At 58.3% G+C, this 12,556-nt stretch carries 9 protein-coding genes; 2 read left to right on the forward strand and 7 right to left on the reverse strand.

Going from position 1 to position 12,556, the window contains the following annotated elements; translation table 11 throughout:
• From ACZ2GY_RS11085 to ACZ2GY_RS11105, 5 genes are all read right to left on the reverse strand, one after another.
• The gene (locus ACZ2GY_RS11085; RefSeq protein WP_471671883.1) at positions 1-903 is read right to left on the reverse strand and encodes an ABC transporter permease; all 903 of its coding nucleotides are present in this window, start codon (positions 901-903) and stop codon (positions 1-3) included.
• A complete protein-coding gene (locus ACZ2GY_RS11090; RefSeq protein ID WP_471671884.1) occupies positions 900-2,921 on the reverse strand; it encodes a glycosyltransferase in 2,022 nt (673 codons plus the stop codon). The genes ACZ2GY_RS11085 and ACZ2GY_RS11090 overlap by 4 nt, the downstream gene beginning before the upstream one ends.
• Entirely contained in the window at positions 2,918-4,105 is a 1,188-nt protein-coding gene (glf, locus tag ACZ2GY_RS11095) for a UDP-galactopyranose mutase (protein ID WP_471671885.1), read from the reverse strand. The genes ACZ2GY_RS11090 and glf overlap by 4 nt, the downstream gene beginning before the upstream one ends.
• Before the next feature lie 114 nt (positions 4,106-4,219).
• A complete protein-coding gene (locus ACZ2GY_RS11100; protein WP_471671886.1) occupies positions 4,220-6,124 on the reverse strand; it encodes a glycosyltransferase in 1,905 nt (634 codons plus the stop codon).
• Positions 6,125-6,135: 11 nt separating this feature from the next.
• Complete coding sequence (locus ACZ2GY_RS11105; protein WP_471671887.1) at positions 6,136-7,119, reverse strand: glycosyltransferase; 984 nt, start codon at positions 7,117-7,119, stop codon at positions 6,136-6,138.
• A 136-nt stretch (positions 7,120-7,255) separates the two neighbouring features.
• Here ACZ2GY_RS11105 and ACZ2GY_RS11110 point away from each other — a divergent pair, with 136 nt between their 5' ends.
• Positions 7,256-9,061, forward strand: coding sequence for an ABC transporter ATP-binding protein (locus ACZ2GY_RS11110; protein ID WP_471671888.1), 1,806 nt, complete (start codon positions 7,256-7,258; stop codon positions 9,059-9,061).
• A gap of 39 nt (positions 9,062-9,100) precedes the next feature.
• On the opposite strand, the gene ACZ2GY_RS11115 is transcribed toward ACZ2GY_RS11110, so the two are convergent.
• Entirely contained in the window at positions 9,101-9,886 is a 786-nt protein-coding gene (locus tag ACZ2GY_RS11115) for a glycosyltransferase family protein (RefSeq protein ID WP_471671889.1), read from the reverse strand.
• 212 nt (positions 9,887-10,098) lie between these two features.
• Positions 10,099-11,262 (reverse strand): glycosyltransferase family protein, encoded by a 1,164-nt coding sequence (locus ACZ2GY_RS11120; RefSeq protein WP_471671890.1) that lies wholly within the window; start codon positions 11,260-11,262, stop codon positions 10,099-10,101.
• 189 nt (positions 11,263-11,451) lie between these two features.
• Between ACZ2GY_RS11120 and ACZ2GY_RS11125 the strand changes: the two genes are divergently transcribed.
• Positions 11,452-12,549, forward strand: coding sequence for a glycosyltransferase family A protein (locus tag ACZ2GY_RS11125; RefSeq protein WP_471671891.1), 1,098 nt, complete (start codon positions 11,452-11,454; stop codon positions 12,547-12,549).
• Positions 12,550-12,556: the final 7 nt, after the last annotated feature.

The raw sequence follows: 12,556 nt of genomic DNA on the forward strand, positions 1-12,556 counted from the left end.
CTATAGCTCCTGCGCGAAGCGGCCTTCGAGGCGCCGGAAAACGTGCTGCCCGAGGATGACCGTCGATAATGCAACAGCGAGTGCAATCGGAAGCCACACCGGCAGGAACCCTGGAGGGAGTTCGAACCGCTGATCGGTAGTCGGCAGCCAGAAGGCGTAGTGGAAGGTCTCGACGCTGACTGTGAGCGGATTAAGCATGTAGATGGACAACGCTGTGTCGCCCAGTTGCCGCCGCACCATTTCCCACGAATAGAGGACGGGTGACGCCCAAGTCGCAATCATCAGCAACATGTCAACAAGATTCTCGGCGTCGCGGTAGTAGACGTTGATTGCACCGAATATCAGGCCCAATCCAGTGGCAAAGAACGCGGCAATGAGGAAACCCAGGACTGCCACCACCAACTGCAGGGGCTCCGGAGACCATCCCGTGAACAGACAGGCCACAACGAGGATAACCATCTGAGGGAGGAAGTGAACCCCCGATACCCATATGGCTGATACCGGGAAAAGCTCCCGGGGAAGGTAGATCTTTTTGATCAGTCCGCTGTTTCCGACGATCGATCGCGATGCATTGCCTAGTGCCTCTGAGAAGAAGTTGATCAGGACTATGCCGGAGAAAAGGTAGATCGCATAATTGGGAAGTCCATCAGGGTTTCTGTCGCTCTGCTCGAGCCCCAGGAAGATCCCGAGCGCTATGTAGAAGACGATGAACTGAACGCCAGGTTTCACATAGGACCAGAGCAGTCCAAGCACCGATCCGCGATACCGGACTTTAATCTCCTTGTCGACCAGGAGCTTGAGAAGGAAACGATGGCGTGCGACATCCCGCAGGCCGGCACCCCGACCGGGTGTCCTCAACTCTGCCTGCGCAGACCCCCCGTGCTCACCTGAAACTGCAGTCATTCCGCCTTGTTTCCGTGTGCACCGGATGTGTAGAAAGTCTCCGCCCATGCCGTGGGCGAAGTGAATTGCGGCAGTGCCGACTTATAGGCTTCGGCGAGTTCGTCCCATCGCGTCAGCAGACGCCGGTGAAGCGAGGCGCTGCGAAGCGCCAGCTCGCGTGCCTTGCCGGTGTCGCGTTTGTGCCACGAAACCCCGGACCCGTCGGATGAGGTCACAAGCACGGAATCCAGTTGTGAGAGTCTCCACCAGCGCGCATCCATCGCCGCAATGTGCTCTTCGGGGTGTTCCCGGGCTTCACCCGGAACGGGCTTGACCTGATGTAGAACACCACTCGCCGCCTTGACCAGTGCCGCCGGCATGCTGTGGGCTTGCGTTGGTCCTTTGCCCTTTCGTGGCGGCTTGCTGCGTTTCACCGAGGGGAAAGACGCGGGCTCGGACGCTACCCGTGCATCGTCGAATTGTGCCCTCGTCGCGCGAACTTCTCCCAGTTTCGACCCAAGGGACCGGTGGAGGTGATCCGGGCCTTTCAGGATGTCTTCGAGTGCCTGCAAACGCAGCTCCACCGACGAGTACTGCATGGATAGAAGGTGACGGACATCAACAGCGAGACTTTCCTGCGGCATCCGGCCGCCCCGCTTGTAGGGCGAGTAAAGGAGTGTCGCGAGCCACCGATTGCGCTGGTGATAATACGCCTGCCAGTCGATCGTGTCGTCTTTTTCGGTCCACGGCATGTGCCAGACGGCGGCGCCGGGAAGAGTGACAGTCCGGTAGCCGTTCGCCTGTGCACGGACCCCGTACTCAACGTCGTCCCACTTGATGAAAACAGGAAGTGCCAGACCGATGTCATTAATGATCTCGGTGGGAATGAGGCACATCCACCACCCGTTGTAATCGACGTCAATCCGGCGGTGCATCCAGGGAGTGTCGCGAAGGTTCCTCGCTGCAAAGTCGTGAGCCTCCTCCGTGTTCGGGGAGGCTCCATAGCGGAAGCGGTACCGGTCCACCGCTTCACCGAAGTGGTGCATAACGGAGCGCTCAAACAGGTTGAACATGTGACCGCCAACAATGGTGGGCTCCCGAGTGAAGTCAGCGAACTGCGCCGCCCTCAAGATCCCCTCTGTTTCCATCTCGACGTCGTCATCCAGCAGCATCACGTAGCTGCTCTCAGAGTCGTTGATAGTTTCCAGCATTCCCCTGGCGAAGCCGCCTGAGCCCCCAAGGTTCGGCTGGTTCACGACGGCCAAGCGTCCTCCCAAGCTGCTTTCAGCCTCGGCGAAGCCCTCCTCCGCCGCTACCTTCTGGGTTCCCTGGTCCGTGACGATTACGCGGTGAAGGATGTCCATCAGTTCGGGAGATGAAGAGATGGTCTTCAGGTTTCTGACGCAGTAGTCCGGCCGGTTGAATGTGGTGACGGCGATCGTGAGCTTGCCGATGGCGACCTGTTGAGGCGCGTGGACACTCCAGTGTGCGTCCTGAAGCGTGACCTGCTCACCGTGCGCAGAAAGGTCAAACCAGTACCAGCCGCCATCGCCGAAGTTGGTGAGAGGAAGGTCGACGGTTAGTGAGTGGCCTTCCGCCGCGCTGACTTTCTGGCTGCTCACCCTGTTGATAATCCCGCGAGCGGTGGATCGATAGATGGCGATAGTCGCATCGGCATCAAGGCTGACGCTCAACCGAACAGTACGGATATCGGTGTGGGCTCGCCAGTAGCTCGCCGGGAAAGCATTGAAGTAGGTTCCCAGCGACACCCGTTCGCGCGCCGGAAGGGCAAGCTGACGGCGGTCGAGGACATAGTCGGGGTGGGTGGCGGCAGCTGGCACGGTGAGCCCGGCTGACTGCTCCTTCCACGAACCACTGTCGGACTCCGACTGTATCCGCCTCGCGCCGTTGAAGTCGGCGTACAACGGCATTATGTCCGCGTCGCCGCCCTCTGGAAATACCACCCGGTGGACTATCCGCCAGGCCTGTCCCTGATTCGGGCTACTCACTTGATCATTGACGACCGCAGACGTACTCATGCGTCGATTCCCCCACTCTCGAGCGTTGCGCCACCGTTGAAGTGGGGCTTGATCTTGTTATCGAACATCGACAGCGCGGACCCGATGGCCATGTGCATGTCGAGGTACTTGTAGGTTCCCAGGCGTCCGCCAAACAGGACCATGTCCTCGCCCTTGGCAAGGTCCCGATATGCCAGGAGTTTCCTGCGGTCGGATTCGGTATTGATGGGGTAGTACGGCTCGTCACCCTTCTCAGCGAACCGCGAATACTCGCGCATGATTACCGTCGCGTCCTTTGTGTAATCGCGCTCGGGATGGAAGTGCCGGAATTCGTGGATGCGCGTGTAGGGGACGTCCTCGTCAGGATAGTTCATCACCGGGCAGCCCTGGAAGTCCTCGATCGCGAGGACTTCCTCCTCCAAATCGATGGTCCGCCAGGACAGATCCCCCTCGGCATAGTCGAAGTACCGGTCGACAGCCCCGGTGTAGATCACCGGCACCTGTCCACGCGTTGATTTCCGTGAGTAGGCGTGGCTTTCGTCGAAGAAGTCGGTATTCAGTTCGACAGTGATGTTCGGATGCTCAGCCATACGTTCTATCCAGGCGGTGTAGCCGTTAACTGGCAGTCCCTCGTAGGTGTCATTGAAGTATCTGTTGTCGTAGGTGTAACGAACGGGCAGGCGGGAAATGATTTCAGCAGGAAGGTCTGTGGGATCTGTCTGCCACTGCTTGCCCGTGTAGTACTTGATAAAGGCTTCATACAGTGGCCGCCCGATGAGCTGGATGCCCTTGTCGTTGAGGTTCTGCGGGTCGGTCCCCGCGAGCTCCCCGGCTTGCTCCTGAATCATTTCGCGCGCTTCTCCCGGACCCATGGATGCGCGAAAGAATTGATTAATGGTGCCCAGATTGATGGGCATGGGGTAGACCTCGCCCTTGTGGCTTGTATACACCTTGTGCTGGTACCCGGTGAAAGCAGTGAAGCGGTTGACATACTCCCACACCCGTTCATTCGAGGTGTGGAAGAGGTGAGCGCCATAACGGTGGACCTCAATCCCCGTCTGCTGCTCATTCTCGCTATATGCATTGCCACCGATGTGGTGGCGCCGATCCAGGACAGCGACCTTAAGCCCGAGCTCCCGGGCGGCCCGCTCTGCGACGGTCAGGCCAAAAAAGCCGGAACCTACAACGACGAGGTCAACGTTCACTTAATCATTCCTCCAAAGTGTGCGTCACGCATCCTAGAAAACGGCGTCGCCGCGAGCGTGCCAGCGGACCCGGTCCATCTCAATCTTGTCCGCCCGTCATATTCATCCACTAGGCTACCGGACGTGCGCTGGCCCCTCTGAACGCGTCTCACCGGACTTCTTCCGCAGTGCGTGCACTAAGGCAACGGCGCCTCTAACGAGGTCGCCGTGACAACGCGACTTCAACTGCCAAACAGCTCGCGTTGCTCGGGAATCAGCGGCCATTACAATGTCCGCACTCAGCGCCCGTTCCATCAGCAGGTTGTCACGCCTGACCGAGCGCGCGAGGCGCCGTGAGTGAAAATTTTCTCGAAGTAGCCGGCCCACTATTCCGATGGGCCCAACGCGACCAGCTACGTGCTGCGCAATTCGCTCGGCGGGACCAGCCTGCACTCCGTGAACCATATGTGCCTCGGCCACGACCTCAGCCCTGTCAGCGACGAAAACTTCGAATGACACCCGCACCCCATCTATCGGCATTATCCGCGCACGAAGATCCTGGAGAACTTCCTTACCGCCTTCAGTCATCAGCACGAGCACACTTATCTCTCGTTCTTCATGTGCGGATGGAGGCATGGCTGTAGGTGTTTCGTGGGTTCGCCGCTCGAGCGCCACTTGATCGTCTACCTCGACCGACGCTGAAGGCGGAACATCGGAGGATCGCCCTAGCCGACCGATCGCTTCGTGAGCCAATTCACCAATGACCGGCGCCAACATGGCCGAGCGGAGAAAGGACTGTCCGTATTCCCATGCCGCCTCCCAACGTAAAGGATCGGGGTTCAAAAGCGTGTCGGCGCACGCCCGAAAAGCCGAACTCACTGCGGACGCTGTTAACTCCTCGGCGGGAAACCACAACGGATAATCGCGCAACATCTCCGTCGTAGCGTTTCCTAGCTCATGTACAGAAACGATCGGGAGCCCGGTTGCCAGATATTCGGCAGTCTTGCCTCCCGTAATGTATTTTCCTGAAGGCAGAAGCAAAATCAATGCATTTAGCTGCTGATAAAATCGGGAAACCTGCCGCTTAGGGACTGGACCGCCATACTCCATGCCATGCGGCCGAACCGCTTCAAATTTCCTCAGCAACTGGGGAGAAACGCTCCCGGAGGAACTCAGCTTCCCCCTGATGAGTGCTGCGGCTGCCGGCGCCGTTTGTGTCGGTGTTATCCCGAATGCATCAATCCACCCATTGAGGAGTTCATCCAACGGATTGTTCTCGTGCTGGAGCGTTCCTAGGTACCCGAAGACCGGTCGCGTCACTGCTTTCACTGCCGGCTTGGCGTGACCCGGTTGTGGATCGAAACCGTTCGGCACGACGCGCATTTTCGACTCTGCGGATGGGTATCTCCGCGCATACTCCTCGCGAATCTGATCATTGACGAACCAAACCTGCGTGGCACCCTCAAGATATTTCGATTCCAGCCTGCCGGTCTTGGACTCCGGCGGGAAGTTCTGTCGACCGGTGAACGTGTGGAACGCCCACGCGTCGCGATAATCCATCACGTACGGAATGTCTGGCAGAGATTGCGCGACTTCAAATGATACGTAAGGACTTGCTGACCCGATCACCAAATCAACTTCGTGCTCTTGGTGGATGCGGCGAGCGGCGTTGACTGCCGGCTTCAGCCATAGCCCATGGAAAGCCTCGGGGAAAAATCGTCTGCTGCGTAGGGACAGAAGAGCCTGCCAGATGTAGGGAGCTTCGATCCGTAATCTCGAGTACGTGCGAATGTCTCCCTTTGCGCGATCTTCCGCACCCCCATCCGCTATCCGCACAACCCTGACTGCCGGATCAACGGCGTTCAGAAGCTCGTCATCGACACCTGAGATCTGTGACCATATTTCGCCATCGATTGTCAGGACCGTGACGTCCCACCCAGCAGCCGCGAAAGCATTCGGAACGGCGAGGCACCGGTACACCGATGAAGCGGTGCTGGGAGGAAAAGCAAATGCGACATATAAAAGATGCGGCTTGTCCACCCCAGCCGGACTCACGCTTCGCTCCCGAGGGCCGCTTCCTCGGATACCCGCGCGTACACCGCGCTCAAGCGGTCGATCATTCCCGCTGGGTCATGGTGGCGTCGGACGTAAGCGGGACCGCCCAATTGTTTGGACGTGGAAAGTGGGTCACTCAAGGCTTCGAGGACTGCCGTCCCCGCATCCTGACGATTGACAACGATTGCTCCCATTTCCGCCTCCTCGGGATACCCCTCTACAGGGTCGGAGAAAACTAATGGAACCCCGATTGCCATAGCTTGCAATTCACTGACGGACAGGATGCCGGCCGTCTGACCTACAGCAACATGCGCCCGTGCGAGCTCTGCCACGTAGCTTCGCACGTCCATCTTGGGGATTAGGGTTACACCGAGAGCAGCAGCTTCTGGCGCGCGGTTTCCCCAGTCAAGTCCAACAATATCTGCCTTACCCCCAACTGCCGCAACAACTTGGGCAGCGGCTTCGAGCAGCCCGTCACCTCCCTTCTGAGCATCCCAGCGTGAAGGGAAGAAAACTCTTGGGCGATCGGCTGGAGCCCATGCAGGTAACATGTCCAAATCCATGGCCTGGGGCATATACTCGGCGTCCGGTCGAGCGCGTTCAGCCTTTTCTCGAAGTTCCGGAGTGGTATAGAACACGTGACGCGCTAGGTCAACATCCACCTTCAGGCGATCGTGATGTTCTTCCTGCCAGTAATTCTCCTTGATGTCTGTCCCGTGCAGCGTCAACACGTACGGCCGCGCGAAACGCCCTCGCGCCCATCGGGCTCGGCCGCCCATGTGAACATGCCAGAGCTTCGTGCGCGGATAGCTGAGAGCCATCTCACCAAGGAAGCGGTAGTACGCCCTCTTGGTCCCGCCGCGCATCCACGGTCCCTGAATCTGACGCCAGGGTTGATTCTGCCGCTTTCCCTCGCGGACAAGCGCTGAACCGACATCCGCGCAGTCGAACAGGTGCGTCACATGGGTAGTAGTTGACATGAGAGCCATCTTCTCACGCAGCTGGGCGTGACCGCCGACCATCATCTAGGCGGGATGCATGGAGGGTAAACACGTAGGATGTAGTGCGAAACAGTGCACGGAAACGTCCTGCCTGACCCTTGGCTTCGGAGAACCGATGAAAGATCTTTTTCGCGTCCTGCGCGAGCTCATGCCCCTTCTCCCTGAGAACGCGCGGCGATTCATTATCGTGTTCGGCATTCTTCTCTCTCTGCTATCACTTGTCGAGGCCGCAGCCCTGGGTGTATTCGCAATAGTGATGACGCAGATTCTCGGCGCGGGGAACGTGAATCTCCCTGTGCTGGGCACTGTCTCCCAAGAGTCCAGTTTGTTGATCCTGGTTGCTTCAGCGGCACTCATGATCGTGAAGTCCTTCGTCAGCATTTGGCTGCAGTGGATCTCGACGCGAAAATTTGCCCAGTTCGAACTTGAGATCGGTACGCACCTGTTCAACAGCTACATCCGCTCGCCCTGGACCGAGCGCATGAAACGTTCAACAGCGGAATTGGTTCGCCTGATCGACGTAGGCATTGCGAACACGATCTCAGGTGTCTTAATACCCACCGTTACGATCCCGTCACAGATTCTGTCCTTTCTGTCAGTCCTTGCGATTCTTGTCGTCACTCAGCCGTTGACCGCGGGTGTCACCCTGATCTATCTGGGTCTGATCGCGACCATTCTCTACTTGTGGCTGACCAAGAAGTCTTACGAAGCGGGCCGCGTGAACCGTGATGCGGCAATGCGCATGTCCACCCTGGTGTCCGAGATGATCTCGGCGCTCAAAGAAATCACTCTCCGCAATAAGGCGGAGCAGGTCGCCGACGTTGTCTTCGCGAGCCGCTCCCGAGCGGCTCACTCCCGATCCAATATCCGATTCCTGGCGGCCGTGCCCAAATTCGTGGTCGATATGGCTTTGATCGGCGGTTTTCTTCTGGTTGGAACAATTTCCTTCGTCATCGGAGGGATGGAAAATGCGCTTGCAGCCGTCGCCATCTTCGGCATAGCCGGCTTCAAGATGGTTCCGTCCCTTACAGCGGTGCAAACACAACTGACGCTGACTCAGTCGACCCTGCCGTACACCAGCGTTGTAATGGAAGACATCAAGAGCACACAGGCGCACCGCCACCAGACGGAGGCCATCGGACACACGGCCATCAGCGCACAGCCGCAGAATCTGGTACTTCAGCAAGTCGAGTTCACCTACCCAGGCGCATCCTCTCCCGCCGTGCGCGGAGTAAATCTCGACTTGCCGATCGGCTCGTCCCTCGGGATCGTCGGTCAATCTGGTGCGGGTAAATCGACTCTCATAGATATTCTGCTGGGGCTCCTCACTCCGTCCGCCGGGAACATGCAGCTGGACGGCATCCCGTTGGAGGACGTGTTGGCAGACTGGCGTTCGCGAGTGGGTTACGTTCCCCAAGACGTAGCTATCTTTGATGGCTCAATCGCCCAAAATGTCGCTTTGACCTGGAGCAGTGACTTCGACGAAGAAAAGGTGAGGGAAGCTCTCCGGCGCGCCCAGCTTCTGACTACCGTCGATTCCAGAGTCGGCGGAATCCACGCTAGGGTCGGCGAGAGAGGTCTCGCCTTGTCGGGGGGGCAACGCCAACGGCTCGGCATTGCCCGCGCGCTGTACGTTGACCCGCTGGTCCTGGTGCTCGATGAAGCTACCAGCGCGCTGGATACCTCCACCGAAGCCGCCGTCGCTGCCGCTATTCGGGAACTGCATGGAGAAACCACCGTCATATCGGTGGCACACAGACTGTCCACCATCCGCCACAGCGATCAGGTCTGTTTCATGAAGGATGGTTCGATAGTCAGTCGTGGGACTTTCGATGAGGTGGTTGCAGACAACACGGACTTCGCCGAGCAGGCCGTCCTCGCTGGCCTTTCTTCGAACGCACAGCACACCCGCGCGGACTAAAGAGCGAGAACCGAGGGCTTTCCTGTCTTCATGATCGGTTCAAGCGGACACTTGCGCTACATTCTCGTAGAGAGTGGCCAGCTTGGAAGTATAAGCACCGGCGTCGTACCGTGGCAGCGCCCAGCCGGAACTGCCTAGGCGCGCTGCCACTTCGCGAGGTTGTGCCAGTGCGTCTAACACCTGCTCAACAACATCCTTCACGGAACCCTCCATAACCGGGGGGACCGTACCGTCATCGGGTCTGGGAAGCCGACTGCCCAGAGCTGCCATCGGAAGACCCATACACAGCGCCTCGAACTCACTCGTTGCGAAATTGTTGGTCGCCTGACCGATCGCAATGTGCGCTCGTGCCATCAAACGATGAAACTCGATCTGGGTCATTTGCGGAAGAAGAGTAACTCCCGCCCGCCGAGCTTCTTCGGCACCTGGCCCCCAATCGAGACCGACGATGCGCGCCCGACCACAGGCCGCCCGAGTCAGGGATGCGGCCAACTGCAGCTGGCGACCGACCCCTTTATCTGCATCCCATCTGGACACGAACAGGATGCTCGGATCCTCTTCGTCCGGAGACCAGATCGGCAGCCGTGATGCATCCAAAAGTGCCGGGAGAAATTCAGCATCGGCACGCGCAGCCAGAGCGTTTTCCGCGGTGTCATTGTTCGCATAAAAGACGTGTGCGGCGCCGTCAATCGCGGACTGAATCTCCTCGTGGAACTGTGGATCCTTCCATTGCCGTCGAATGTCGGAACCATGAAGAGTTAACACGTAGGGCCGCTTAGGCACCCCAGGGTCGCGGAGCAGCCTGGCGGAGGTTCCGTAGTGCACGTGCACTACTTGGGCTCGGGAAACTGCCCCTATGCGACGCAGCCAGTACGGAAAATAAGCTGCCTTCTGCCGTAAGGGTCCTCCAGTAACAGGGCGAAGCGGGCGCACTTGCGAAGGCGACAAGTACTCCCATCTCAGCCCGTGCTGGGCCGCAGCCGACACCATCGACCGCGCGACGAAAGCACAATCATTGAACTGGAGAACCCTGGTCATCAGGCGATCGACCGGTCCTCCACGAGCAGGTCAACTGCTCGAGACCATCCAACAATCTGTTCCTCGGCCGACAGCAATGGAGCCGCACTGTGGGCTGCGCGCTTATACTCCATGACCTTTTCAAGGGTGAGAGCGTCGATGGCTGAAGCGAGGGAAGCTGGAGTGAAGTCCGTCGTCACCTCTCCTAAACCGTGTGTTCGGACTAGTCGCTCCATCTCGGGCGAGGGACCAATCAGCATACCGAGACGTGCTTGAACGAAGTCGAAGAACTTGTTAGGGAGCGCCCAAGCGTAGTTGAAGTTCAACGGGGGTAGGACATAAACACCGACGTCATAGTCGTTCAAGGTTTTCAGCAACTGTGTGTAGGGCACGGGATCATGGAGGGTGACGTTGGGCATAGTTTCGATGCGTCGACGCAACGACTCGAAATATTCGCCATAGTTATGCGTCAGATAAAGGTCAAGTGTCACATCGCTACGAACCATACTCATCGATTCGAGCATGGTTTCCATCCGACCGGGCTCGGCACCGCCGGAATGTACGAGACGTATAGGCTGGGTCACACTTGTCGGACCCGCATCGAAGAATGGTGCGGCATTTGTTACGACCGCTGCGTCCAGTCCGAACTCACGCCGGTACTCTCCGGCGATATGATCGGCGACGGTGGTAACAGATTGGACCTTGGTAGCATATCGGCGCACCATCCATGTCATAAACGGGCCCATGAATAGCCGCCAGCGGAGAACGTCCTCCTTCATTCGCGGACAATACTCGTGCAGGTCTAAATGGACTCCTTGTACAGGAGCAAGCCAAAGCGCCAGTCCAGCGGTATCGATGTCGTTCGCAAGGACTACATCATACGAGCTTCGCGGAAGGTGAGAACGAACGTGTGCGACCGCCGGGTTCGACCAGTAGGCGCGCGAAAAGGTACGCAGAACGACCGATCTCTTGGGGTACTGCCAGAAAATTAGATCATCCGGAATTCGGTGGTGTTCGTTCACGCCCTCCGGGGCTTCACCATAGCCGCAGGTAGAAACTTGATAGCGCTCGCGAAAGAGCGCAATCTGCTTGAGGATTCGCGCGTCCGATCTTAGCGGCGAGAAGGAAAGAATGAGCAAGCGCGGTTTCGGCATCATTCCATTATGCCAGTTGCGATGCGGCATGCGTCTGAGTTTGAGGTCGATAAGATTTCGAGTACGCCCCGATAGAGTAGATGCCAACCTCAGTTTCGTAGGAGTGCCCAGCTCATGAAGTCCGCCAGTCGCGCTACGCTGCCCGCGCCAGTGTCTATTGAAGCAGTCGTACCGCTCCACGACACCAACCGCCCCGTCCGACGGACCCTTCGCTCCCTGTTGAGCCAGCAGGCAACGCTTGCCGCGTCAGGTGCTTCTCTTCACGTCTCCATTATTTGCCACAATATCGAAGTTGAATCGGTTGCGTCCGTCCTCGATGACGATATGTTGAACGACTCCGTATCGCTGGTGGAATTCTGTGACGGAATCTATTCACCTGCAGGTCCGAAGAATTTCGCGCTGCATCGATCGCAGGCGGATTACATCACGTTTGTGGATTCTGACGACTATCTTGAGCCGGCCGCACTGCAGGCTTGGCTCGCCACAGCACGCGCTACCGGCGCGGCTGGAGTTCTCGCACCTGTTCGCACTCCAGAAGGAGTGATTCTGACGTTGCCCCGAATTCGGGCGTCCAAGCCGCCCATCTTGCACCCGCTGAAGGATGAGTTGGCAACCCGCAGTCTTCCTCATGGATTGCTGCTTCGATCCAAGCTCGAGGAGATTGGCTTCCGGTATACAGAAGGTGTTCGGGTAGGTGAGGATCTCGAGCCTAGTCTGCGCCTATTCTTCAGTTCAGAACCGGTCGCTTATCCCTATGGCAGCCCCGCATACTGCCAGACCAATGACGCAGGCGAGGGCCGGGTCACAGCTGCAGTAGCGCCGCTTGAAGAAGAACTTGCGTGGTTCGCTCCTTTAGCGAAGCAGGGTTGGCTCGCAAAGGCTCCCAAAGCTCACCGCAGAGCTATCGGCACCAAGCTCATGCGCGTGCACGGTATCGGTGCACTGCAGCGTCGCGCCGAGATTGCTGCCAAGGCAATGGCCAGCAGCGTGCCCGGACTTCCTCCGGGCAGTCCCATCTGGAATGCTCGTGAATCAGCTGCCTGGCGCGAGTTCTACGTAGGCCTAGAGGAACTGACCGGGGATGGCTTCGGTTCGTTAAGCGTCCGGGACGCACGCTTCGCTCGGGCAGCTCTCACGATAGAGAATGCGGCCGATCTGGCACTCGCCGCAAAGCTGTACAGCTCTTCCAATCGACGGGAAGTGATGATGACCCGAAACCCTGCCGTGGCTCTCGGCAGACACTCCGTAATTCGTCACTACGTCAACGAAAGGCGTCGTCGAAATTCGGGAGTCTTTACTACACCAACGCCACAATAGTCCCTGT

This window comes from Arthrobacter sp. KKT183, assembly GCF_055657625.1.

Bases quoted from the DNA above. Each gene is read 5' to 3' on its own strand.
- ACZ2GY_RS11085 (WP_471671883.1), bottom strand. From the start codon at position 903: ATGACTGCAGTTTCAGGTGAGCACGGGGGGTCTGCGCAGGCAGAGTTG.
- ACZ2GY_RS11090 (WP_471671884.1), bottom strand. From the start codon at position 2,921: ATGAGTACGTCTGCGGTCGTCAATGATCAAGTGAGTAGCCCGAATCAG.
- ACZ2GY_RS11105 (WP_471671887.1), bottom strand. From the start codon at position 7,119: ATGTCAACTACTACCCATGTGACGCACCTGTTCGACTGCGCGGATGTC.
- ACZ2GY_RS11110 (WP_471671888.1), top strand. From the start codon at position 7,256: ATGAAAGATCTTTTTCGCGTCCTGCGCGAGCTCATGCCCCTTCTCCCT.
- ACZ2GY_RS11120 (WP_471671890.1), bottom strand. From the start codon at position 11,262: ATGCCGCATCGCAACTGGCATAATGGAATGATGCCGAAACCGCGCTTG.